Raw genomic sequence first — 23,346 nt, 5'->3', positions numbered from 1 at the left:
AACGCCATGTAGGTGCTCGTAGCTGCTACTATGCTGCCATATGGTGAACGGGTATATTCCACGATTGGCGGATGCCGAATTGGAGCGATCGCTCCGCAGACAGGGTGGTGTCCTTATACAGGGGCCGAAAGGCTGTGGGAAAACAGAGACGGCGAAACAGCAAGCAGCGAGTTTTCTTGATGTAGAGACTGATCCCGGAGTCACCCTCGCTATGGATAACGACCCGCGGCTACTGCTTGAAGGTGCCACACCGCGACTCATCGACGAATGGCAGTTGCAGCCGAGATTGTGGGATTTCGCGCGGCACGTTATTGATGAACGTCAGGCGAAGGGGCAGTTCATCTTCACCGGGTCCACGGCCCCTGGGGCGGACGCGACGAGCCACTCGGGTGCGGGCCGGTTCGCGCGAATGACGATGTCGACTATGACCCTCTTTGAAACCGGGGAATCGGATGGGTCGGTTTCACTTGCCGCTGCGGTTGCAGGTGACCCATTGCCGTTTTCGACACCGGACTTAACACTGCCTCAATTGGCGGAACGCGTGTGCCGGGGCGGCCTTCCTTACAACGTTGGTCTCCCGACTGATGATTCGTTGGAGAACGTCCGGGACTACGTACAAACCGTTGCGGACGTGGACATCCACACAGTTGGCGGCGTGAATCGTGATTCAGAGCGAGTGCGGAGAATGATCCGTTCGTTAGCTCGTGGTGTGGGCACCGAACTGGAGCTGCAAACCATCGCCACAGATTCAGATACCTCACGGGAAACAACACGCGACTATCTCGACGCTCTTGCGAGGATCTTCGTCTCCGTGGATCAGCCTGCTTGGTTCACGCACTTACGTTCCAAGGCGACGTTGAGGAAGGCACCGAAACGCCATCTCGCTGATCCCAGCTTTGCTATGGCAGCGTTGGACCGAGGGCCTGAGCATCTACTTCGGGATCCCGCTTACTTCGGCCAACTCTTTGAGTCATTAGTGGTGCACGAACTTCGTGCGCTAACTGGAAGAACGGTGTACCACGCTCGGCTAAACACGAAACTAGAGGTCGACGCTGTCGCGAACGTTGGCGGCCGAGACGTGCTTGTTGAAGTGAAATTGGGCTACACCCCGGAGGTGATTGAGCATGCAGCCGGCACACTCAAGCGGTTTGCAGGGCACCTTGAGGACGACCCAGCCTTGGTGGTCATCACCTCGGGAGGACCCGCACTACGCCGGAGCGACGGGGTTGCAGTAATTCCTATTGGGGCTTTGGGTCCGTAGCAAAAATGCACGGCGCACCGCACGTTAGAAGGGAGGTAACCCAAGTGTGGCCTTTAGCTGCCGCAGCTGCTCAGCTTCCTCAGCATTTCGGTGTTCAATCTGCTGTTGGAAGGCTGCATCCAGACGTTGTCTCGTGACGAGGTCGTCCCATGCTCGTTCGGGGTGAAGGGGTACCGAGGCTTTACACGCTTCTACTGTTTCTTTCACGAGTTCCTCGATGTCTGGGATGGGATCAATGACCCGCAGGCTGGCCAGAATCGAGGATAGATTTGCATGAAGATTTCCGAATTTGTCGGTGTAAAGACCTTGAAAGACACCCTCGCGATAACCGACTGGCCAGTCCTTGATTGAGTCGGATCTCGCACAATCTTCGACTCCATCGCCCCAAACTACGAACGTTCCCTGCATGCCGCGTCTTGCGACCGCAAGTCCAATCTCTCTCTCTGCTGCTGTGGCTCGAGCTTGTCGAGGTTGGCGTCCAACAGCCGATTGACCAGCAGCCCACGGGTGAAAGTGTTGTTTATCACTATCAAATCCCTGATAAGAACATCAGGCCGACCTTCTGCGAATTTGTCGATACGTGGAAGCCCCCAGTGAATCCATGAAAATGCAATTGCGGAAAGAACCTCAACTGTGTCGAGCTTAATGTCGGGCAAGATAGTTCGGCCGTGCCCAGAGCCAGATTGGTTTCGTATCTCGTCTAAGGAAAGAATCATCTTCCTTGCCTGCTCAAGGACATTTCTGGAGGGCCCCTTAACGTTGTGCCCTTCAATCGATTGATCGAGCAGTTTGGCGTGCGCTGATTGAAAAACTACAGGAAATGTCGTTTTGTTGTTCGGGGATTCCCCTCCTAGTTCCAGAACTGTTTTGGAGATGCTTTCAATCATCGTCTTGAGAGATCCGACTACATCCCCTAAATCCTCCGCTAGAACTGCTCTATCGAACCGTTGCTGTTCCAAAAGCAGTCCCTCCCAATTGCTATCGTCGAAATGCTGAAGGCGTTCGAAATCGACTTCGCGATACTTGAGCAGCATTGTTGTCATTACGCTGCCTCCGACCACCGCGGCGCAAACCGCTCCATCTGCTCGAGCACAAGCACGACGGCTTCGTTGCGCTGTTCCTGCGGGTACTTGTGCTTGCGCAACAGGGTTCTGATGGAGCGGCGCAGCTTGGCGCGCACGTCGTCGCGTACCGTCCAGTCCGTTTTCGCGTCGCGTCGAAGGGCAGCCACCAGTTCGCGCGCGATCTGCGCCAGAACGTCGTCTTCGAGCGCTTCGCCGGCAGACCCGTTGGTGGCCATCACGTCGTAGAACGCGAGCTCGTCGTTGCTTAAGGGTGGGCTGAACTGCTCACCGCGATTGCTCTCCGCGACGATCTCCTTGGACAGCTCGATAAGTTCGGCGATCACTTCCGCCGAGGTGAGTTGCTGGTTGGTGTACCGGTTCATCAGTTCGCGGATACGTTCGGAGAACTGCTTTGCTCTCACTTCATTGTTGCCGGTGGCGTTGCGGGATTCTTGGAGGAGGTCGCGCCGGAGGGCGTCGATAAGCAATGCGGTCTCGGATTCGTCCCTGGACTTGAGATTGAGTGCCTCGATGTTCAGGTCCTGCAGGTTGGGTAGCTCGCGGCCGATCTCACCGTAGACGTCGATCACCTGCGAGGACGCTGTGGACTCCACGACGAGTTGGCTGAGCAAGGTGGTGATCTCCTCGCTCAGCGGCTCCCCGTTAGCCCGGCGATCGGCGGCTTCCATCTTGATCAGCTGGTTGCGCACGTCCGAGTAGAACCGAACGTCGGCGCGGTACTCGTTGGCATTCGGGCTCCCGGACGCGAGCGCCCACGCCCTTGCCAACTTGCCGGCGTTAGAGTTGAACTCCTTTGCCAGCGGGTAGCGCCCGTTCTCATCAACCGTGTGCGGATTGCGTAATTTGGCCAGCAACTGCAGGCGCGCTTGGCGTTGCTCGCCGATGGCTTCGAGCTTGCGCCATTCCTCGCCTGCAAGGGCATTGAGCTTCTCGACGAATCCGCGAACGATCACCAGCGCTTCCTCGATGCTTTGGCCGATCACCTTTTCATCCTCGGCGGACGAGCTCTTGGTGAATTCCGCGATAGCCGCCTGAAGATTGTCGATGAGCGGGGCGTACGCCACCAACAGCCCACTTTCCTTTTGCCGGAACTTGCGGTTGACACGCGCGAGCGTTTGCATCAACAACGCACTCTTGAGGGGGCGGTCAAGGTACAGCGTGTGTAGTGGGGGAGCATCGAACCCAGTGAGCATCATGCCTTGCACGATGGCGATTTCGAGTTCGTCATCGGCATCTTTCATCCGGTCCTTGATCGCATCCATCCGGCTTTGGTTGCGGACGTGCTTCTGCAGATGCGACGGGTCAGAGGCGGCACCTGAGTAGATGACCTTAAGCTTGCCTTTGAGATCGTCATCGTCGTGCCAATCCGGCCGTAGTTCGATGATCTTCTCGTACAGGTTGGCTGCTATGTCGCGGGTTTGCACCACGATCATTGCCTTACCGGGCCCGCCGATGAACTGACGCATGTTCTCTCGGCGGTCCTCCCAGTGGCGCACGAAATCCTGCGCAAGAGCGCTCAGGCGCTGGTCAGAACCGTAGACGGTATTCAGCACCGCGACGGAGCGTTGCGCTTTCTCTCGATCGTCGTCGTCGATGTCCGCGAGAATGTTCGCAGCTGCGTCATCGATCTCGTCATCGGTGATCCCTTGGATGCGTTCAAGCGGGATCAACCGCGGCTCGAAGTAGACCGGAACCACCGCGCCGTCCGCGACAGCGCGGTTCATGTCGTACACGTCGATCTCGCCGCCGAAGACTTCGCGGGTGTTTCTGTCCCACTCGTCAATCGGGGTGCCGGTGAACGCGATCATGGTGGCGTTTGGCAGCGCTGTGCGCAGGTGATGAGCGTAGCCGTCCGCGTTCGTGTCACCGAAGCCGTAGTGGGAGCGGTGCGCTTCATCCGAAATCACCACGATGTTGTGGCGTTCTGAGAGCACCGGGTGTTGCAGCTCGCGTTCCTCCTTCGCACCCTGCAGACCAAATTTCTGCAGGGTGGCAAAGTAGATTCCACCGGATCGGCGCTGACTCAGCTGCTCGCGCAAGTCTTCTCGGCTTGAAATGTGAATTGGATCTTCGGGCAGCAGGGTTGAGACCGAAAATGTGTCAAAAAGCTGCTTGTCCAGCTCATTGCGGTCATTCAGCACAACAATAGTCGGTGAATCCAAGCGCGAGTCGCGCATGATCTTCGCGGTGTACATCTCCATTTCCATGGACTTACCGGAGCCGGTGGTGTGCCACACCACGCCTGCTTTTTTATCGCTGCGGGCGGCTTGGATGGTTCTGCCAGCAGCCTTGGTCACGGCGAAGTACTGGTGTGGTTTAGCAACACGCATGCGTAGTTCCCCGTCGATTTCATCGAACGCGGTGAAATCCACGAAGATCTGGCCGAAGCGCTCTACGTTGAACAGGCCCCACATGAGCATGTCGAACTCGGTCATCTGCTCGCCGTCAACGATGACGAGGGGACCTTGTTCAAATGGTTCCCCGTCATCGTCGACACGCCATGTGCTCATGTGCTCGCGCGGGGTGAATGGCGTGCCGTAGATGGCATCGATGCCATCGGAGGCTACGACGATGTTGGCGAAGCGGAACGCCATCGGGAATTCTTCAACGTAGGTTCGGAGCTGGTTGAACGCATTCTCGACGGTGGCCGTGGAACCGGACTGTTTCAACTCGATGATCGCTAGCGGCATCCCGTTGACGTACAGCACAACGTCAAACCGTCGCTCCTTATCCAGATTCCGGATGGTGATCTGGTTGGCCGCGATGTAATCGTTCTTCGACGGGTCGCGGGAAAAGAAGGTGATGGTCGGGTTCTGACGCTTCCCGTCGGCGTCATAGTACTCGATGCCGCGGTACCCCTCGACCAAGATCTCGTGCAGACGGCGGTTCTCAGCGATAGCGCTCTGCGACTGCGCAGTAACCACCTCAGCCATCGCTTGCTGCAAATACTCGTCCGGTACGTCGGGGTTGAGGTTGCGCAGAGCGTTGAGGAGGCGGCCACGAAGCACGATGTCGCGCCAACTGTCACGCTCACCGCTGCCGGGAGCGAGTTCTTTGCCGTTGACCGGCTTCCACTCGAGCTCGCCGAGCAAGTCGAGCGCGTCGACTTCGAATGCTGCCTCGCTGTAGACCATGGTGTTACGCCTCGCTCTCCTCACCTGCAATATCCGGGCCAGCAGCGGTGGCTTCCTGCTCCGCTTCCTTCACCGTGATCTTTCCACTCATGAGGAGCGGAAGCAGCTCATCGCGGGTTTTGGCGAGGATAAGGTTCTCTCTCTCGAGCGCGACAATCAAGTCCTCCAAAGTGTTGAGCTTTCGGTGGAGGGGCTGCGCGTGATCACTGAATACAGACGGAACTAAGGCTTCCTGTATTTGTGTTTTCGTAATTGTAGAGAAAACCGACCCGTGGGATTTGGCCCGCAATTCTTTAACCGCCGACATGACAGCTAGACGGAGTGCAGCATCGAATCCTGGCTTAGCCTCGAACCCGTAAGCCGATTGGTTGAATGATGTTGGACCTACTATCGAAACTACGCTTCCAACGGTGCCGCGAGCTGACAGCAAGACGGACCCTGCAGGCAAGGGCGAAAACCGCTTCTTTTTCGCAGCCACATCCGAAATCGTTTCGACAGTAGTCAGTAGGTGGGATCTTGGACTTGCGGTTATATCGGCAACGGAAGCCCACTTGTGACCCCCGTTCCAACTGGCTTCGTCTTTACGCGGCGGAGTGCCTCCCAAAACCGGTCCGGCCACTTCGACAAGCGGGATCAGATCTGCGTTCTCGGTGTGTGTTTGCCAAACCGCGAGTTGGAGCTGAAGGGCCATCTTAACTGTGTGAGAATTCGCCGCGATCTTGTCGTCGAGGGATCTGAGAACGGCACCTATGCGAGCTTGAATTTCGATTGGTGGGGGATCTATCTCTATCGCCCCGATGGTTCTCACGCTTAGGTTCTGTTGCGCAGCTCCGTTACTTAGATCGCGGATCCGCCTACGGCTGTTCTTTAGCCAATAGAACAAGTAACGGTTATCGAGCAGTTTGGGATCTGCCACCATTGCGCAACAAGCCTGGTTAGTCGTCATCTCCCGGCCCATCACTCCCAGTCTGCCAACCGTCGCGCCGTACATAGCCATCACAACGGTCCCAGGCGGCAGGAGCTTGCATGAGGATTCAGCCAATGCACGTTCCGAGATGTGCTCTTCCGTGTCCAGGATTTCAGCATCAGCAAGTTCCTTAGTCTTCAACCAAGGGATACTGCCTGAAAAGAATTCGTTTTGCTTCCGGCTCGGCGTCGCACCTGACCCGATCGTCAGGCACAGATCTCGAATGGTCGCCACTACCCCAACCTCCCCAGCTGCTCGCGGACGACGGCATCGAGACGGGCCGATTCGTCCAAGGCTGCGGTGAGCTCGGCGGTGAGGCGTGCGATCTTCTCGTCGATCGGTTCGTCGTCCTCTTCGGTTTCGGCGAAGCCGACGTAACGGCCCGGGGTGAGCGCGTAGTTTGCCTCGCGGATCTCCTCGAGCGGCACCGATTTGCAGAAGCCGGGGACATCTTCGTACTCGCCTTCGGCGGATTCGCGTCCGCGCCAGGTGCGGAACGTGTTCGCGATCTTCTGGATGTCTTCGTCCGAGAACGTACGCTCGGTGCGGTCGATCATGTGGCCGAGCGAGCGGGCGTCGATAAGCAAGAACTGCCCGCGGCGGTCGATGGTGCCCTTCGAACCTGGGCCCTTGTTCTTGGCAAAGAACCATACGCACACCGGTATCTGGGTGCCGCGGAAGAGCTGGGAAGGCAGCGTGATCACGCAGGAGACAATGTCGTCTTCGAGCATGTTCTTGCGGATCTCGCCCTCGCCCGAGGTGTTCGAGGTCATGGTGCCGTTGGCCATCACCACGCCCGCCTCGCCCTGGGGGCGGAGTTTGGAAATGATGTGCTGCATCCAGCCGAAGTTCGCGTTCTTCTCCGGTGGCACGCCGTAGATCCAGCGCTTGTCGTCGGTGTTGCGGACCCAGTCCTTGATGTTGAACGGCGGGTTGGCCAGCACGTAATCCATCTCGACGCCGGGGTGGATATCGCGGGCGAAGGTGTCGCCCCAGCGCTCACCAAGCCCCTTCGCGCTCAGTGCGTGGATGGCGAGGTTCATGCGGGCCATGCGCCACGTGCGCTCGTTGAGCTCCTGGCCGTATATCGCGATTGCGGACGGATCCTTGTCGTGCGCGTCCAGGAACTTCTCCGCCTGAACGAACATGCCGCCGGAACCGCAGCACGGGTCGTAGACGCGGCCCTCCGTCGGCTCGAGGATTTCCACGAGCGTGCGAACCACCGGGCGAGGGGTGTAGAACTCGCCGCCGCGCTTGCCTTCTGCGGAAGCGAAGCGAGCGAGGAAGTACTCGTAGACTTCACCCAGCAGGTCGCGGGCCCGCTCCGGGCCTTCGGCCGTGAACCGGGTGGTGCTAAAGAGGTCGACGAGCTCGCCGAGGCGGCGCTGGTCCACGCTTTCGCTGTTGTAGTTGTGCGGCAGGGTGCCCTCGAGGGTGGGGTTGTCGGCCATGAGGGTTTCCGCGGCTTCGTCGATAAGCTTGCCTATCGCCTTGAACTCGCCGCCAGCCTCCTCGGTCTTGCCCTTGGAGTGGCGCTGCAGAAAGTCCCAGCGAGCAGCAGGCGCGACCCAGAAGACGTTCTTTTCCAGATAGGCGTCGCGGTCCTCAAGCTCCTCCAGGATCTCCTCCTCGGTGGCACCTTCTTCCTCGAGCTCGGCTCGGAGCTCTTGGCGGCGTGCATCGAAGGCATCGGTGACGTACTTGAGAAACACGAGTCCGAGGACGATGTCTTTGTATTGCGAGGCATCCATGGAGCCGCGCAGCTTATCGGCCGCCTTCCACAAGGTGTCTTGGAACTCTTTGACGGGGGTGGGAGTCATAGTTGGGAGCCTACTTTCCGGAGAAGACGAGTTTGAGCAGGGCGTCGCTCGCGTGTTCGGCTTCACGCTCGAGCTGGCGCGCCGCCGTGCGGGCGTTGTCGAGGGATCGGTGAGTCTCCGTATCTACGGCGCGCTGCCCGCTATAGAGCCCCGGGATGGCAATGCGGGCAACCGGCAGGTGCCGCGGAACCCTGCCGACGGAATCGATGTTTACCGGAGCATTGAGCCACGCCACGTTGAAATCTGGGTCGTATTCATCCTAGGAGGGGTGAGAAACGAAGAGGGAGTCTGCTGGGACCCAGGTCTTGCCGTCGTCCTGGTGCGCCCGGGCTGGAAGCTCTCCGACTCGTGGCATTAGGATGCCGCCGGGGCGGAGAACATCGCTGGCTTCGTAGTTGCCTACGAAAGCGGCAGCGGCGTCCTCGGCTGCGGCGGAGCCTGTATCTTCGGGGGCTTCGGCACTTTCTTGCCCGGTAGTGCACTCACATGCGCATACCGTTCTCCACTTGCCCTGCAAGGTTCTCGCAGCATCCGGAAATTGAAGAAGTCCTTTAGAAGCACACCTGTGGCGGACAGGTCGAAGGTGTCGGCGCAGACCTCGCGCACGACGTTTTCAGCTCATCCGGGGGACGGGACATTTAACGTGTTTCTGGTGGAGACTCCGTTTCGCAGTTGCTTATCGACGTGCCTCCGGCGCGCCGCCGGTGTCGCCCCCGCCGAACTCGCGGCGGAAATCCCCGTCCCAGTCGATCTCGCGGGCTAGGTATCCGGTGGTCTCCGGCGGGCCGTAAAGGTCATGCTCGAGGGGATCGGGGTGGCGGCCGTTGGCGGCCTGGATGCCCATCACCAAAAACACGGCACCCGCGACGGCGGCGGCGACGCCGATGAACACGGCCGTCGCTCCGGGCAGGAACGCGAAAGACAGTGCGGCCACCACGATCAACGCCACGGCGGCGGCGTAGTTGCGGCCCGAGGAATTGCCTGTGTTGTTCATGGGGCTGAGTATTCCAGAGACACGAAGGCGGTGGGGCCGAGGAAAACAAATGGGGGCACCGTAGCCGGGCCGAGATGGAGGTCGTTTAGGACGGTAAAACTCACAGAGCAGGAAGGTCGCCGCGGATCGTCGCAACGCTGCGGGCCACCATGTAGATGCCGACGATGGCGGCGATCCAGAGAAGCGTCACTTTTGCCTCGTACTCCAGGCGGGGGATAAGGCGCTCGAGCCGTGGGAAAAACCTTTGGCCGAAGAGCAGCGCCAGGGTCGCAAGGATGACTGCTGGCACGATCATGATGAGGCAGTAGATACCCACTGCCCCGGTCTTTGCCACGGATGGGATATCCCAGCTGCCGATAATGCCCATTGCTGCGATGTACGGCAGCATGGTCGCCGCCTCGGTAAGGGATGCGCCGAGGCCCAGGGTGACCATGCTCGGCACACTACTTGTGGTTCCCGCAGCGCGTTTAGGCAACTGCCCGGGTTCGGGCTTTGTGGGGTCGGGGCCGAAGATGCCGAAGACCGCAAGGGCCGCGCCCAGCGTGAGCGTGATCCACGGGAAGACGTCGGTCTGCGTGACGCGTTCTGCGACCGAGCCGAGTCCTGCGAACCCGAGGAGCATCCCAAGTCCGAGGAGGAAGTAGACCGCCGCGACGGTGAACAAGTACGCGGTAAGTGCCGACACTCGAACGGCACGCCAGTGGACGATGAGCGCAAGGGGAATAACTAGGGTGCCCAGACTCAGGCTGTCAAGCAGTGCTAAGCCAATAACGGGGATGACCGAGCTCACGGGTTGCTCCAATTCTCTCGTACGAACGTATTATGCCTTACGAATGTACGATAATCTAGACTGGAGCGCAACCATGAATGACTTTTCCCTGGACCATCAGTTTTCAGAATCGGCCGCGGCGATTGCCGACGCCACTATCCGCATCATTGCGTCGCGGGGGCTCGATGCCGTGAGCGTGCGGGAGGTGGCGAAGGAATCCGGGTTCGCCGCCGGCTCGGTGCAATATCACGCTCCGAACAAGGACACCCTGCTGGCGCACGCGTTCATCCGCTCCATCCAACGCCAGGGAGAGCGAGTAATGGCAGTTCCAGAACGGGGAGGCAGGCTTGAAACCTGGGTGGCGAGGCTTGCCGAGCTCCTCCCGATCGGAGGTGTGCGTTCCGAAGACGCCGCAATCTGGGTCACCGACGGCTCCGCCTCTGCGACCCGGGTCTGGATTGCGAAGCTCTATACGGAGGTGCTGGAAGACTTCCAGAACCGCATCGTCCTTGCGCTCGGTGGCGAGGAACGCGAGGAAGAAGCAAAACGCAAGGCACGCCTTGTTACCGCGCTCGTCAACGGCCTCGCCCTGGATAACCTGCGTGTTTCCGAAGCGGAGGCCGACCGCATATTAGCCGACCTCCGCGAAGGACTTCGCCTCCTCTTCTCCGGCTAACCCCACCCAACCGCGAGCCGGTCGAGGAATCCGTGTCCGAACCGTTACGCTTAATCACGAATGTTTCAGTGCCGGACCGAAAGAGCCGGAAACGGAAAGTGAGACTTGTGGAAAAGACCACGAACGCCGCCCAGGCTGACCGCGCGCTTGCGCGTGTTTTGATGCCCCGCAAGGGTGAACCGCACGACGTCCGGATGCTGTACCTGATTGAGGCGGAGCAGAACAAGGAGCGCCTGAGCTGGTCGGAGCGTACCCGGCTGAATATCCCGGCCGGTGCGGAGGTGTCATTCCAGACGTACTTCAACGCCTTCCCGGCGTCCTACTGGCGCCGGTGGTCGCAGCTCGATCGCGTTGTCCTCTCTCTCGACGTCGAAGGCGCGGCCACGATTTCGGTGTACCGCTCGAAGCACGACGGCGTGCGCATCAGCGTGGCCAGCGTCGAGGTGCGCGACGAGCACGTGGAGATCCCTCTGGAGCTGCGCAACTTCGAGGACGGCGGCTGGCTGTGGTTCGACGTCACGGCCGGCAGCGAGGTCACCGTGGATAACGCCGGCTGGTTCGCAGACCGCCACCCGCAGGCGCAGATCATGCCCGACGGCACCGAGGTCCCCCCGCAGCCGAAGCAGGTGGCCGTGGGCATCCCCACCTTCAACCGCCCGCGCGACGCCGTCAATGCGCTGCACGCCTTGTCCGAGGATCCGGTCGTGCTCGAGGCGATCACGCATGTGCTCATGCCCGACCAGGGGACCCAGCACCCGGCCGACGAGCCAGATTTCGCCGACGCCGAGGAGAAACTGAACGGTAAGCTACAGATTTTCCAGCAGGGCAACCTCGGCGGCTCCGGCGGCTACTCCCGCATCATGTACGAGGGCGTGAACAACACGGACGCGCCGTTCATCCTGTTCATGGACGACGACATCGCCATCGAGCCCGACTCCATCCTGCGCGCGGTGCAGGCCGCCCGCTACGCGAAAAGCCCCATCCTCGTCGGCGGCCAGATGCTCAACCTGCAGGACCGCGCCCAGCTGCGCACGACCGGCGAGGCGGTCGACCCGCACACGTTCATGTGGGGCGCGGCCCCCCACGCGGTCTACGACCATGACTTTGCCACGTACCCGCTCGGCTACCTGGGCACGCGCGAGGAGCAGCTCGACCCGCGCAAGACCACCTCGCGCGCGCTGCACCGCCGCGTCGACGTGGACTACAACGGCTGGTGGATGAACCTGTTCCCCCGCGTCGTCGCGGAGCAGCTGGGCTTGCCCCTGCCCCTGTTTATCAAGTGGGACGACACCGAGTACGCGCTGCGCGCCAAGGCCGCGGGCTTTCCCACGGTGACGTGGCCCGGCGTGGCCATTTGGCACATGGCCTGGGCGGACAAGGACGACGCGATCGACTGGCAGGCCTACTTCCACCTGCGCAACCGCCTCATCGTCGCAGCGATGTACCACGAGGGCGAGGGCCCAGAGGGCATCCTCAAGAACATGCTGAAGTCCACCTACAAGCACATCATGTGCATGGAGTACTCCACCATGGCCATCCAGCTTGAGGCCATGAAGGACTTCCTGGCCGGCCCGGACCAGCTCTTCGACATCCTCGAATCGAGCCTGCCGCGCATCCAGGACGTGCGCAAGGACTTCTCGGACGCTCAGGTCATCCCGTCGGCGGCGGACCTGCCGGCGCCGACCGGCGCGCCGGGCGTGCCCACCGCCAACATCGGTGGGCGCCTGGCCAAGATCAAGAAGATCCCGTGGGCGATCAAGGCGCTGCGCCACCAGCTCACGGACGAGGACCGCGCCCACTGGCAGGCCCCGCAGCTCAACCTCACCGCCGACGAGGCCCGCTGGTTCACCCTCGCCCGCGTCGACTCCGCGACCGTCTCCACCGCCGGCGGCACGGGCGTGGCCTTCCGCAAGAGGGACAAGCAGCTTAGCGACGACCTCCTGGCGCAGACCAAGAAACTCCACGCCCAGATCAAGGAGCGCTGGCCCGAGCTGCAGGCCGCCTACCGTGCGGCGAAACCCGAGCTGACCAGCCACGACAACTGGGGAAGGATCTTCGATGAGCAAGCGTGAGAGTGACCTCCTCGTCGCGGTCCAGTCCACCCTGTTCACGCCCGCGGTGACGAAGGCGGCGCGCACCCTGAGCCACTTCGGCGAGCACGACCTGGGCTGGTTGGCTGTGGGCGGCGCTGGGGTGGCCGTCGATAAGCAGCGGCGCCGACAGTGGGCGGCCCTGGCGGCCGGGACCTTCGCGGCGCACGCGGCCTCCGTGGTGATCAAGCGCATAGTCCGCCGGCCCCGGCCCAACGACGAGCGCGTGAAGGTGGGCGTGAAAACCCCGTCCCAGCTGAGCTTTCCGTCCTCCCACGCGACGAATACCGCCGCCGCGGCGGTGCACCTGGCGGACATCACGGGCTCGAAGCTGCCGTATGTCGCTGTTCCTGTGATGATGCTGTCGCGTATGGTGCTTGGCGTGCATTACCCGACGGACACCCTCGCGGGTGCCCTCCTCGGCGCGGGTGTTGCCTCAGCAACGATCAAGGCGGAGAAGGAGACCAGGTGAGCGAACCGCACGAGCCACTGCTGAAGTCCGAACCCCACACCGAGGGCATCGACGACGTCCGCAAGCGGGTCCCGCCGAAGAACCTGCCGGACGCGATGATCAAGGGGCTGCGCCCCAAGCAGTGGGTGAAAAACGTCCTCGTGCTGGCCGCCCCGCTCGCGGCCGGCGCCGAGGCCTTCACCGCCCGCACCGCGCTCGACGTCGCCCTGGCCTTCGTGGTGTTCTGCCTCGGCGCGTCGTCGATCTACCTGGTCAACGACGCCCGCGACGTCGAGTCGGACCGCCAGCACCCGACGAAGCGCTTCCGCCCGATCGCCTCGGGCATGCTGCCGATCAACGTGGCCTACACGATGGCCGTCGTGCTCATCCTCGCCGCGGTAGGGCTGTCGCTGCTGGCCACAGACGGTGTCTCGCTGGCCGTCGTCATCGGCGTGTACATCGCGCTGCAGCTCGGCTACTGCTTCGGCTGGAAGCACATCCCGGTCATCGACATCGCGCTGGTGTCCTCGGGCTTCATGCTGCGCACGATGGCCGGCGGCGTGGCGGCCGGCATCGACCTGTCGCAGTGGTTCCTGCTCGTCGCCGCGTTCGGCTCCCTGTTCATGGCCTCCGGCAAGCGCTACGCCGAGCTGTTGCTGGCGGAGGAAACGGGCGCGAAGATCCGCAAAGCTCTCGAGGGCTACACCGCGACCTACCTGCGCTTTGTGTGGACGCTGTCCGCCACCGCCGTCGTCATGTCCTACGCCCTGTGGGGCTTCCAGCAGTCCTCCTCCGTCGAGGGCCCGGCCGCGATCTGGTACCAGATTTCGATGGTGCCCTTCGTCATCGCCATCCTACGCTACGCCGCGGAGGTCGACGGCGGCAAGGGCGGCGCCCCGGACGAGATCGCGCTCGAGGACCGCGTCCTGCAGGCGCTCGCCCTGCTGTGGGTGTTCTGCATCGTGATGGCTGTCTACATTGTCCCGACGCTGACCCAGTAAACTTCCCAGGGTGACACCAACGGGAGCGTTCCAGAAAGCCCGCCTGTCGCTGCTGCTCGCGGCGGTAGCCGCGGGCCTTTTCGCGTTGGTCGGCGGGTGGCAGCGGCGCTGGATGAGCGACGACGGCCTGATCGTCCTGCGCACCGTGCGCAACCTCCTGGAGGGCAACGGCCCCGTGTTCAACGCGGGTGAGCGGGTGGAGGCAAACACCTCGACGCTGTGGCAGTACCTCATCACAGCCTTCGGCTGGCTCACGGGAGCGCGGCTCGAAAGCATCGCCCTGTGGCTGTCCCTGCTGCTCTCTGTTGCCGCCGCGGTGGTGGCCACGCTCGCGTCGGGCCGCTACTGGGGGACGGCGACCGTGGTGCTGCCCTTCGGCGTCATCCTCTACTTCGCGCTGCCGCCGGCGCGCGACTTCACCACCTCCGGCCTGGAGTGGGGGCTGAGCCTGTTTTGGATCGCCGTGTGGTGGGCCCTGCTCGTCGCGTGGGCAGTCCCCGGCGGCCGGCGCGCCAAGGCCCCGGTGGGCTACTGGCTTGCCTTCTGGGCGGGGCTGTCCTGGCTGGTGCGCCCGGAGCTGGCGCTCTACGGCGGCATCACGGGCCTGGTGCTTCTGGCGCACAACCCGCGCCGGGCCCCCGGCATCCTCGCCGCCGCCCTGCCCGTGCCCGCCGCATACCAGATCTTCCGGATGGGCTACTACGGCCTGCTCACCCCGCACACCGCGGTGGCGAAGTCCGCCTCCGACGCCGAGTGGGCCCAGGGCGCCGAGTACGCCTGGGACTTCCTCGCGCCCTACGCGCTGTGGGCCCCGCTTCTCGTCGCCGTCGCCATCGGGGTCTGGCTGGTTTCAGACGCCCACGGCCGCGCCCTGACCATCGCCGCCCTCGTCGTCGGCTGCGCTTTGCTGCACGCGCTCTACGTCACCCGCGTCGGCGGCGATTTCATGCACGGGCGCATGCTGCTGCTGCCCCTGTTCGCGGTGCTGCTACCGCTTATGGCCGTGCCCGCCCGGCCGACGATCGCCGCGGCAGTGGCGGCGTCGGTGGTGTGGGCCGGAGTGGTCATCGTCCGCGCGCACCCGCTGCCGGACGACATTGACGAGCGCCCGGCGGACGAGCTCGGGGTGGTCGACGAGCGCGAGTTCTGGACCATGGCCGTGCAGCGCGAGCCGGGCGACCCGCCGCTCTACGCCGAGGATTTCCTCGACTCTAAACTGATGCGCACCTGGAACGAGGTGCTCGCGGAGGCGCACGCAAACGACGCGGGCCAGATGATCGTCGCCCGCACGAGTGCCGAGCCAGAGGCGTTCGCCTGGTTCTATCGCCCGCGCTTCCCCGCCCAAGGCTCCGACCTGGAGCACCAGCCGCTGACCATCTACTTCATCAACCTCGGGATGACGGGGATGAACGCGGGCCTGGACGTGCGCGTCCTCGAGACGGTGGGCCTGGCTACGCCGCTGGCGGCGCGCATGCCGCGCGATCCGGAGGGGCGCGTCGGGCACGACAAGCACTTGCCCGTGGAGTGGCAGGTGGCGGATTCCGGCACCGACCTGGACGGCCTGCCAGAGTGGATTGACGCGGAAACGGCCAGGCAGGCGAGGGCCGCGCTGCGCACCCCGGAGATCGCCGAGCTGCTGGCCTCCTCGCGCGAGCCGATGTCGGTGAAACGTTTCCTGGACAACATGCGATATGCCTTTCAGGGCGGTCGCACGCTTGAACTGAGCGACGACCCATCGGTGTACCTGGACGAGGACACGCTGCGGCGCATCGCCGACGGCGAAGACGTCGGCCGCGAGGGGCCCCGCGTGGCCTGGCCCAGGAACACGGAGTAGCCAAAAAGGCTACGAATTGATAACGTCTAGCAAGATTTCTACTGACAACGACCTTGAGGGGGCCTTGTGAACGCGACGGGAACCATCAAGCGCGCGCTCATCGCGCTGCTTGTCACGCTGGGCACCGCGCTCGGCCTAGTCGCCACCGCGCCGAACGCTTCGGCAGCCAACCGCGACTGGCTGCGCCCGGACAACACCGGTACGTGCGAGTGGGATCCGGTCAAGTACTGGGTGCAACGCTGCGACGTCTGGTCGCCCGCGATGAACCGGAACGTCCCGGTGCAGATCCAGCCGGCCGCGCGCGGCGGCAACGCTGCGCTGTACATGCTGGATGGTCTGCGCGCCAGGAACGACACTAGCGCCTGGGTCAACGACGTCAACGCCGCGAAGACCTTCGAGCCCCACAACATCACCCTGGTCATGCCCATCGGCGGCGAGAGCTCCTTCTACGCCGACTGGCAGGCGCCGGCCACCTACGACTTCGAGAACCCGGTCATCTACAAGTGGGAGACCTTCCTCACGGAGGAGCTGCCCGCGTACCTGCAGCAGCACTTCGGCATCGCACGCAACAACAACTCGATCCTCGGCCTGTCTATGGGCGCGACCGCCGCGATGAACCTGGCGGCGAAGCACAACGACCAGTTCCGCCAGGTGCTGTCCTACTCGGGCTACCTGACCACGACGCTGCCGGGCGGCCAGACTGCCCTGCGCCTCGCGCTGCTCGACGGTGGCCTGTACAACGTCAACGCAATGTACGGCTCCGTGATCAACCCGCGCCGCTTCGAGAACGATCCCTTCCTCAACATGGAGGGCCTGCGCAACTCTGACGTCTACGTCTCCGCCGGCTCCGCCATCCCGGGCCAGGCTGACGCCAAGTACAAGCCGGAGCACCAGGCCTCAGGCATTGCCCTGGAGGGTATCGCCAACCTGACCACCCGCGTGTGGGCGCTCAAGGCTCACGCGATCGGGTTGAACTTCACCGAGGTGTACACCCCGACGGGTCTGCACAACTGGGACCAGTTCGGCAGCCAGTTGGAGGCCACGAAGCCACGCATCCTCGACGTGATGAACGCCTGGTAAGCACGCCATGCAGCCGCTCGCCGTCGTCACCGGTGCCACCTCAGGGATTGGCCGGGCGACGGCTTTGCGCTTGTCGGAGCGCTTCAGCGTGATCGGGACCAGCCGCGACCCCGCGTCCGTGGCGGACCCGCTGCCCGGCGTGAGCTACGTCGCCCTGGACCTCGGCGACGCGGAGTCGATCCGACTGTGCGCCGCCGAGATTCTCGCCCGCGGGGTGCCCGAGGTGCTGGTGAACAACGCCGGCGAGTCGCAGTCCGGCCCCGTAGAGGAGCTGCCGCGCGAGGCGCTGGAACGCCTTTTCGAGGTCAACGTCCTGGGCCACGTGGACCTGACCCAGCGGCTACTTCCGGCGATGCGCCGGCGCGGCAGCGGGCGCATCGTCATGGTGGGCTCCATGCTCGCCAGCCTGCCGCTGGCCTACCGCTCCAGCTACGTCGCCTCGAAGGCCGCGATCAAGGGCTTCGCGCTCGCCGCCCGCCGCGAGCTTGCGCCCTTCGGGGTGTCGGTCGCCGTGGTGGAGCCCGGTTCCATCGCGACGGGTCTGTCGGCGCGGCGCACTCAGTACGTCGATAAGCGCGGGCCCTATTGGGCTGAGTTCGAGACAATGATTACCCGCCTCGACGCCGCGGAACGGGCCGGGATTTCGGCTGAGCGCGTGGCCGAGGAGATCATGAAGCCTGTGGAGGCGGCGCGGCCGCGCGCGTTGTACGCGTGCGGGTCATTTGCGCGGGTGGTATTCCCGCTGGCGCGGCTGCTGCCGCGGGAAGCGATGCTATGGATCGTGAACCGCAAGCACGGGCTGCGGGGCGTGTCGCGCGCTAAAGTCTCAAGTAAGACTTAATAGATGGTGTAGTGTAACGGCACGACGCTTCACGCCGATACGTCCGAAAGCAGACCAGCCCCGGGGGAGGGGAACCCTCGGGGAGGGTGACTCCCTCAACGAAATACAGGAAAAGGCAGGATAACCATGCGAGATCACCGTTCCCCGCGCCGCACGTGGATTGTGGCGGCCGCGCTCCCGACGGCTATCGCCGTCGGCCTCGGCGCCGCTCCCGCGATGGCGCAGAGCAGCCTCCCCTTCAGCTCTCAGGGCGGCATCTCGGACAACATTCGACCGAAGGATCCGCCGAAGCGCACGCCGATCGAGGTTGACCGCAACCCGCAGATCCCGAATCTGCCCGAGGGCGTGTCCGTCGACCGCATCGAGTGGCTGACCAACCGCCGCGTCGCGGTGTTCATCAAGTCCGCGGCCATGCCCGAGCAGCTGATCCAGGTGCAGATCCTCCTCGCCCGCGACTGGCACCAAAACCCCGAGGCCACCTTCCCGGAGGTCTGGGCGCTTGACGGCCTGCGTGCCCGCGACGACGAGAACGGCTGGACCATCGAGACAAACATCGAGCAGTTCTACGCGGACAAGAACGTCAACGTCATCCTGCCCGTCGGCGGCGAATCCTCCTTCTACGCGGACTGGCAGCGCCCCAATAACGGCAAGAACTACCAGTGGGAGACGTTCCTGACCGAGGAGCTCGTCCCGATCCTGAACAACCGGTTCCGCTCGAACAACAAGCGAGCCGTCGTGGGCATCTCCATGGGCGGCACCGCGGCGATGAACCTCGCCGAGCGCAACCCGCACCTGTTTGACTTCGTTGGCTCCTTCTCCGGTTACCTGGACACCACCACGACAGGCATGCCCACCGCCATCAAGGTTGCCCAGCTCGACGCCGGCGGATACAACTCCGAGGCCATGTGGGGCCCACCCGGCTCCCAGGACTGGATCGACCACGACCCGAAGCTGGGCATCGAGAACCTCGAGGACATGGTCGTCTACGTGTCCTCCGGCTCTGGGCGCGACGACTTCGGCTCCCCGGAGTCCGTGGCGCGCGGCGCGGCCAACCCGGCCGGTGTCGGCCTTGAGGTGATCTCGCGCTTGTCCACGCAGACCTTCGTGAACTATGCGGCGCGCACCAACGTCAAGCCCATTGTGAGGTTCCGCCCCTCCGGCGTCCACTCCTGGGAGTACTGGCAGTTCGAGATGACCCAGGCGTGGCCCTACATCGCCGACGCGCTGGAGGTTCCCGACGAGGACCGCGGCGCCGACTGCGCACCGATCGGCGCGATCGCCGAGGCCACCAAGGGCGGCATCATCGGCTCCTGCGTGAACAACGAGTACGACCTCGCGGGCGGCAAGGCCGAGGACTTCCGCGGCGGCCAGGCGTTCTGGTCCACGGACACCGGGGCGCGCGCGCTCTACGGCGCGATCCTGGCCAAGTACAACGCGCTCGATGGCCCGGCCGGCTGGCTCGGCTTCCCCACCACGGGTGAGCTGGGCACCCCCGACGGGCGCGGCCGGTTTGTCCACTTCCAGAACGGCTCTATCTACTGGACGCCGCAGACGGGTGCCTACGCCATCCCGGGCGACATGTTCCGGGCGTGGGGGACGCACGGCTACGAAAGGGGCCACCTGAAGTATCCGGTCGCCGAGGCGCAGAGCATCAACGGCGGCTTCGTGCAGCAGTTCGAGAACGGCTTCCTCACCCGTAACCCGAACAACGGCGGGCACTTCATCGTGCACGGCGCCATCGGTGCCAAGTACGGCAAGATGAACACCGCGGCCTCCGACCTCGGTTACCCGAAGGGCAACGAGCGCGCGATTCCGGGCGGGTTCTTCCAGGAGTTTGAGCGCGGCAACATCTACTGGTCGCCGCAGACCGGCGCCCACGCCATCTACTACGGCGACATCTTCGACGAGTGGGGCAAGGAAGGTTGGGAGCAGGGCCGGCTCGGCTGGCCGGTCTCCGACATGAAGGAGATTCCCGCCGGCGGGCTGACCATCGATTTCCAGCGCGGTACCCTTGAGCAGGTCAACGGCACCGTGCAAGAGAAGGGGCGCTAATGCGTCAGTTGCGTACGGCCGCCGTGCTCGTCGCCTCCTGCCTCGCGCTCGCCGCCTGCGGTTCGGCGACGGTGGAGAGCGAGGACACGACCGAAAGCTCCGCCGCCTCCGCGACGCCGACGAGCAGCGCGGAGTCGAGCCCCGCGGAGCAGACCTCGGAGCCGCCGCAGAGCTCGGAGCCTGCGGAAGCCCCGGCGCCGGCCCCTGAGGCCGAACAGCCCGCCCGTGAGGTCGAGTCCGTCCCGCCCCCTGGGTCGACGTACACCGCGGAGGAAGAGCGCTTCCTGGATGAGATCAGGAACAACGGAGTCAACGTGGAGGGAGTTGAAGACCAGATCACAGCAACGGGGCATAGCCTCTGCGCGGGTACAGATTTCACGCGTGACGCGGTCGCCGGCCAGCTTGTGGAGCAGCGGCGCACAAACCTTGACCCCGCTGCCCTAGCATCGCTCATCGAGGAGACCGCGCACGCACACCTCTGCTAAGGAGATTCATGCGTAAGCCCGTCATCGTCGGCGCGGTCGTTATCGTGCTGGCTCTTATTGGTTTGGGCATTTACCAGTGGCGTGTCGGCGACACGCCACCGCTACCGGGGGAGCCCGAGCCCCCGGCGACCACCGAGGCGCTGCCGGAGGGGGAACCGGACTGGTGCCCGGCCGTCCAGGTGGTCTCCATCCCCGGCACGTGGGAGTCCGCGGCGGACGACGACCCGTTCAACCCGCAGGCCAACCCCTACTCCTTCATGCTGTCCATTACCCGGCCGCTGCAGGAGACGTACGCGATCGACGAGGTGCGCGTGTGGACAACCCCCTACACCGCGCAGTTCCGCAACATCCAGACGGCCGCGGGCCGCGCGGAGATGACCTACGATGAATCGCGTGCCGAGGGCACCGCCCGCGTCAACGGCGAGCTCGCCTTCGTCAACTCGACGTGCCCGAACACGAAGTTCATCGTCATGGGCTTCTCCCAGGGCGCGGTGATCGCCGGGAACATCGCAAACGAGATCGGCACCGGGGCGAACACGGTGCCGCCGGAGAAGCTGCTCGGCGCGGTGATGATCGCCGACGGCCGGCGTGAGGCCGGGGTGGGCGTGAACCCCGGTGTGGAGATCCCCGGCGTCGGAGCGGAGATCGCCCTGGAGCCGCTCAACCGCGTCGTGCAGGCGGTCACGCCGGGCGCGACCATGACGGGGACGCGCGAGGGCGGCTTCGGGGCAGTCGCCGACCGGGCCTACGAGATCTGCGCGCCGAACGATTCCGTGTGCGACGCGCCGCAGGACTTCGGCACCCTCGTCGCCCGGGCCGGTGACCTCCTGCTCGCCAACGGCAACCACGCCCAGTACGCGACCAACCCCGAGGTGATCCCCGGCACCACGGCAACCCAGTGGACGATCGACTGGGCGCGTGGCGTCCTCGATCGCGAGCTCGGGCGGTAACATTTCAAGCGTCCTAACAATTACTCAAAAAGGAGTCCCATGGATCTGAGCGTCATCATCCAGCGCTTCATCGACGAGGAGGGCAAGATCGCCCTGCCCCAGAACTTCACCATCCCCGCGCTCACCGAGATGCTGTACTTCATGGGCGCGCAGTTGGGGCAGTTGGATGAGATCAACATCCGCTACTGGGACTTCTCGGAAAGCTCCGAGGGCGAGCTGCGCACCATGACGCGCCGGGAAGTCAACACCCGCGTCAAGGCCGTCGCGGCGCGCCTCATGCAGGTGGGGAACCCGGGCGACCGGGTGGCTATCCTCGCCGCCAATTCCCCCGAGTACCTCTTCGGCTTCATGGGCGCGATGTACGCGGGCCAGGTGCCCATTCCGCTCTACGATCCGAACGAGCCCGGCCACGGTGATCACCTGCGCGCGGTGCTGAGCGATTCGGGGGCGAAAACTGTGCTGACCAACAAGGCCGGCGGGCCCGCCGTGCGCGCCTTCTTCGCCGACCTGCCCGCCGCGCAGCGCCCGCGCATCCTCTCGGTGGACTCCCTTCCGGATTCGCTCGCCGAGTCCTGGGTGCCGCTGGAGACGCCGGAGGGCACGGACACCGCTAACGACACCGCGTTCTTGCAGTACACCTCGGGCTCGACGCGCATGCCGGCCGGCGTGATCATCACCAACGAGTCGATCGTGACCAACGTCATCCAGATCTACACGGCGGTGGACCTGCAGCAGCCCCTGCGCGCCCCGATCTGGCTGCCGCTGCACCACGACATGGGCATCATCGTTTCGATGCTGCTGGTCGTGCTCGGCAACGAGATCGAGTTGATGGCTCCGCGCGACTTCATGCAGCAGCCGAAGCGCTACATCAAGCAGCTCTCCCGCCGCGCGGACGACCCCGAGGACCTGCACATTTACTCGCTGGTGCCCAACTTCGCGCTCGATGTCATGGCCCGCTACGCCAACCTCACGGAGGAGGACGGGGTTGACCTTTCGGCAGTCGAGGGCCTCATCATCGGCTCCGAGCCGGTGACCGAGCGGGGAGTGGAAACCTTCGTGGACGCCTTCGCGGACTACGGCATCCGGCGCCCGGCGATCCGCCCGGGCTACGGCCTTGCGGAAGCCACCCTCATCGTCACCACCGCGCAGACGGAGGACCGGCCGAAGTTCCTCAAGCTCGACCGCGAGAAGCTCACCGAGGGCAAGGCCGTCGCCTCCGCCGACGGCGTAACCATGGCCTCCACCGGCCAGCCGGTGCGGTGGATGAACTTCGCCATCGTCGACCCGGAGACCCGCAATGAGGTGCCCGCGGGCACCGTCGGCGAGATCTGGATCAACGGCGCCAACGTCGCCGGCGGCTACCTCGACCGCGCCGAGGAAACCAGGGAGACCTTCGCCAACACCATCGGCGAGACGCTCCAGGAGGGCCTGCCGAAGGATCACTGGCTGGCCACCGGTGACCTGGGTGCCCTCGTCGACGGCGAGCTCTACATCACAGGCCGCCTCAAGGACTTGATCGTGGTGGCCGGGCGCAACCACTACCCGCAGGACATCGAGACCACGGTGCAGAAGGCCAGCGAGCACGTGCGCACCGACTCGGTCGCCGCCTTCGCCGTGCCGGGCGAAAACGTCGAGCGCCTCATCGTCTTCGTCGAGCGCGCCGACGACGCGACCCCGGAAGGCGACGCCGCTGCGGAGGACGCCATCCGCTCGGCCGTCACCTCCGTTCACGGGATCTCCCCCGACGTCATCGCCTTCTACGCCCCGAACGAGATCGCTCGCTCCTCCTCTGGCAAGATAGCGCGCCGGGTGAACATGAAGAGGTTCCTGGAGCAAAACGACGGGTAACACATCCG

At 63.9% G+C, this 23,346-nt stretch carries 20 protein-coding genes; 12 read left to right on the top strand and 8 right to left on the bottom strand.

Features of this window, described 5'->3' with window-relative positions:
* Positions 1-40 precede the first annotated feature (40 nt).
* Complete coding sequence (locus CAURIS_RS10590; RefSeq protein WP_290342027.1) at positions 41-1,261, top strand: ATP-binding protein; 1,221 nt, start codon at positions 41-43, stop codon at positions 1,259-1,261.
* A 24-nt stretch (positions 1,262-1,285) separates the two neighbouring features.
* Here the strand turns inward: CAURIS_RS10590 and CAURIS_RS10585 are convergent, their stop codons facing one another.
* From CAURIS_RS10585 to CAURIS_RS10550, 8 genes are all read right to left on the bottom strand, one after another.
* Positions 1,286-1,669 carry a hypothetical protein gene (locus tag CAURIS_RS10585; protein ID WP_290342026.1) on the bottom strand — a complete coding sequence of 128 codons (384 nt, stop codon included), beginning with the start codon at positions 1,667-1,669 and terminating at the stop codon, positions 1,286-1,288.
* Entirely contained in the window at positions 1,651-2,304 is a 654-nt protein-coding gene (locus CAURIS_RS10580; protein ID WP_290342025.1) for an abortive infection family protein, read from the bottom strand. The genes CAURIS_RS10585 and CAURIS_RS10580 overlap by 19 nt, the downstream gene beginning before the upstream one ends.
* On the bottom strand, positions 2,304-5,480 hold the full coding sequence (locus tag CAURIS_RS10575; protein ID WP_290342024.1) for a type I restriction endonuclease subunit R: 3,177 nt from the start codon (positions 5,478-5,480) through the stop codon (positions 2,304-2,306). Before CAURIS_RS10575 ends, CAURIS_RS10580 begins: the two co-directional genes overlap by 1 nt.
* A 4-nt stretch (positions 5,481-5,484) precedes the next feature.
* Entirely contained in the window at positions 5,485-6,681 is a 1,197-nt protein-coding gene (locus CAURIS_RS10570) for a restriction endonuclease subunit S (RefSeq protein ID WP_290342023.1), read from the bottom strand.
* Complete coding sequence (locus tag CAURIS_RS10565; protein ID WP_290342022.1) at positions 6,681-8,267, bottom strand: class I SAM-dependent DNA methyltransferase; 1,587 nt, start codon at positions 8,265-8,267, stop codon at positions 6,681-6,683. The genes CAURIS_RS10570 and CAURIS_RS10565 overlap by 1 nt, the downstream gene beginning before the upstream one ends.
* A gap of 10 nt (positions 8,268-8,277) precedes the next feature.
* Positions 8,278-8,502, bottom strand: a complete 225-nt coding sequence (locus CAURIS_RS10560) for a hypothetical protein (RefSeq protein WP_290342021.1) — start codon at positions 8,500-8,502, stop codon at positions 8,278-8,280.
* Between the two features lie 441 nt (positions 8,503-8,943).
* A complete protein-coding gene (locus CAURIS_RS10555; protein ID WP_290342020.1) occupies positions 8,944-9,261 on the bottom strand; it encodes a hypothetical protein in 318 nt (105 codons plus the stop codon).
* 100 nt (positions 9,262-9,361) lie between these two features.
* The gene (locus CAURIS_RS10550; protein WP_290342019.1) at positions 9,362-10,051 is read right to left on the bottom strand and encodes a GAP family protein; all 690 of its coding nucleotides are present in this window, start codon (positions 10,049-10,051) and stop codon (positions 9,362-9,364) included.
* A gap of 73 nt (positions 10,052-10,124) precedes the next feature.
* Between CAURIS_RS10550 and CAURIS_RS10545 the strand changes: the two genes are divergently transcribed.
* From CAURIS_RS10545 to CAURIS_RS10495, 11 genes are all read left to right on the top strand, one after another.
* Complete coding sequence (locus CAURIS_RS10545) at positions 10,125-10,706, top strand: TetR/AcrR family transcriptional regulator (protein ID WP_290342018.1); 582 nt, start codon at positions 10,125-10,127, stop codon at positions 10,704-10,706.
* Positions 10,707-10,867: 161 nt separating this feature from the next.
* On the top strand, positions 10,868-12,778 hold the full coding sequence (locus CAURIS_RS10540) for a glycosyltransferase (RefSeq protein ID WP_290343386.1): 1,911 nt from the start codon (positions 10,868-10,870) through the stop codon (positions 12,776-12,778).
* Positions 12,765-13,268 carry a phosphatase PAP2 family protein gene (locus CAURIS_RS10535; RefSeq protein ID WP_019194806.1) on the top strand — a complete coding sequence of 168 codons (504 nt, stop codon included), beginning with the start codon at positions 12,765-12,767 and terminating at the stop codon, positions 13,266-13,268. The genes CAURIS_RS10540 and CAURIS_RS10535 overlap by 14 nt, the downstream gene beginning before the upstream one ends.
* Entirely contained in the window at positions 13,265-14,248 is a 984-nt protein-coding gene (locus CAURIS_RS10530) for a decaprenyl-phosphate phosphoribosyltransferase (RefSeq protein WP_290342017.1), read from the top strand. The genes CAURIS_RS10535 and CAURIS_RS10530 overlap by 4 nt, the downstream gene beginning before the upstream one ends.
* Positions 14,249-14,258: 10 nt before the next feature.
* Positions 14,259-16,082, top strand: a complete 1,824-nt coding sequence (locus CAURIS_RS10525) for an arabinofuranosyltransferase AftB family protein (protein WP_290342016.1) — start codon at positions 14,259-14,261, stop codon at positions 16,080-16,082.
* Positions 16,083-16,148: 66 nt separating this feature from the next.
* Positions 16,149-17,162 carry an alpha/beta hydrolase gene (locus tag CAURIS_RS10520; protein ID WP_290342015.1) on the top strand — a complete coding sequence of 338 codons (1,014 nt, stop codon included), beginning with the start codon at positions 16,149-16,151 and terminating at the stop codon, positions 17,160-17,162.
* 7 nt (positions 17,163-17,169) lie between these two features.
* Positions 17,170-18,003, top strand: a complete 834-nt coding sequence (locus CAURIS_RS10515) for an SDR family oxidoreductase (protein ID WP_290342014.1) — start codon at positions 17,170-17,172, stop codon at positions 18,001-18,003.
* 126 nt (positions 18,004-18,129) lie between these two features.
* The gene (locus CAURIS_RS10510) at positions 18,130-20,055 is read left to right on the top strand and encodes an alpha/beta hydrolase-fold protein (protein ID WP_290342013.1); all 1,926 of its coding nucleotides are present in this window, start codon (positions 18,130-18,132) and stop codon (positions 20,053-20,055) included.
* Positions 20,055-20,540 (top strand): hypothetical protein, encoded by a 486-nt coding sequence (locus tag CAURIS_RS10505; RefSeq protein WP_290342012.1) that lies wholly within the window; start codon positions 20,055-20,057, stop codon positions 20,538-20,540. Before CAURIS_RS10510 ends, CAURIS_RS10505 begins: the two co-directional genes overlap by 1 nt.
* Before the next feature lie 8 nt (positions 20,541-20,548).
* The gene (locus CAURIS_RS10500; RefSeq protein WP_290342010.1) at positions 20,549-21,490 is read left to right on the top strand and encodes a cutinase family protein; all 942 of its coding nucleotides are present in this window, start codon (positions 20,549-20,551) and stop codon (positions 21,488-21,490) included.
* 39 nt (positions 21,491-21,529) lie between these two features.
* On the top strand, positions 21,530-23,338 hold the full coding sequence (locus tag CAURIS_RS10495) for a FadD32-like long-chain-fatty-acid--AMP ligase (protein ID WP_290342009.1): 1,809 nt from the start codon (positions 21,530-21,532) through the stop codon (positions 23,336-23,338).
* Positions 23,339-23,346 lie beyond the last annotated feature (8 nt).

Source organism: Corynebacterium auris (genome assembly GCF_030408575.1).
Taxonomy (GTDB): Bacteria; Actinomycetota; Actinomycetes; order Mycobacteriales; family Mycobacteriaceae; genus Corynebacterium; species Corynebacterium auris.
Note: the sequence above shows the minus strand (reverse complement) of the source record. Positions and strands in the feature narration are given on the sequence as shown.

Coding starts and splice junctions, on each gene's coding strand:
- CAURIS_RS10590 (WP_290342027.1), top strand. CDS start 41: ATGGTGAACGGGTATATTCCACGATTGGCGGATGCCGAATTGGAGCGA.
- CAURIS_RS10585 (WP_290342026.1), bottom strand. CDS start 1,669: ATGCAGGGAACGTTCGTAGTTTGGGGCGATGGAGTCGAAGATTGTGCG.
- CAURIS_RS10580 (WP_290342025.1), bottom strand. CDS start 2,304: ATGACAACAATGCTGCTCAAGTATCGCGAAGTCGATTTCGAACGCCTT.
- CAURIS_RS10575 (WP_290342024.1), bottom strand. CDS start 5,480: ATGGTCTACAGCGAGGCAGCATTCGAAGTCGACGCGCTCGACTTGCTC.
- CAURIS_RS10565 (WP_290342022.1), bottom strand. CDS start 8,267: ATGACTCCCACCCCCGTCAAAGAGTTCCAAGACACCTTGTGGAAGGCG.
- CAURIS_RS10555 (WP_290342020.1), bottom strand. CDS start 9,261: ATGAACAACACAGGCAATTCCTCGGGCCGCAACTACGCCGCCGCCGTG.
- CAURIS_RS10545 (WP_290342018.1), top strand. CDS start 10,125: ATGAATGACTTTTCCCTGGACCATCAGTTTTCAGAATCGGCCGCGGCG.
- CAURIS_RS10540 (WP_290343386.1), top strand. CDS start 10,868: ATGCCCCGCAAGGGTGAACCGCACGACGTCCGGATGCTGTACCTGATT.
- CAURIS_RS10535 (WP_019194806.1), top strand. CDS start 12,765: ATGAGCAAGCGTGAGAGTGACCTCCTCGTCGCGGTCCAGTCCACCCTG.
- CAURIS_RS10515 (WP_290342014.1), top strand. CDS start 17,170: ATGCAGCCGCTCGCCGTCGTCACCGGTGCCACCTCAGGGATTGGCCGG.
- CAURIS_RS10510 (WP_290342013.1), top strand. CDS start 18,130: ATGCGAGATCACCGTTCCCCGCGCCGCACGTGGATTGTGGCGGCCGCG.
- CAURIS_RS10505 (WP_290342012.1), top strand. CDS start 20,055: ATGCGTCAGTTGCGTACGGCCGCCGTGCTCGTCGCCTCCTGCCTCGCG.
- CAURIS_RS10500 (WP_290342010.1), top strand. CDS start 20,549: ATGCGTAAGCCCGTCATCGTCGGCGCGGTCGTTATCGTGCTGGCTCTT.
- CAURIS_RS10495 (WP_290342009.1), top strand. CDS start 21,530: ATGGATCTGAGCGTCATCATCCAGCGCTTCATCGACGAGGAGGGCAAG.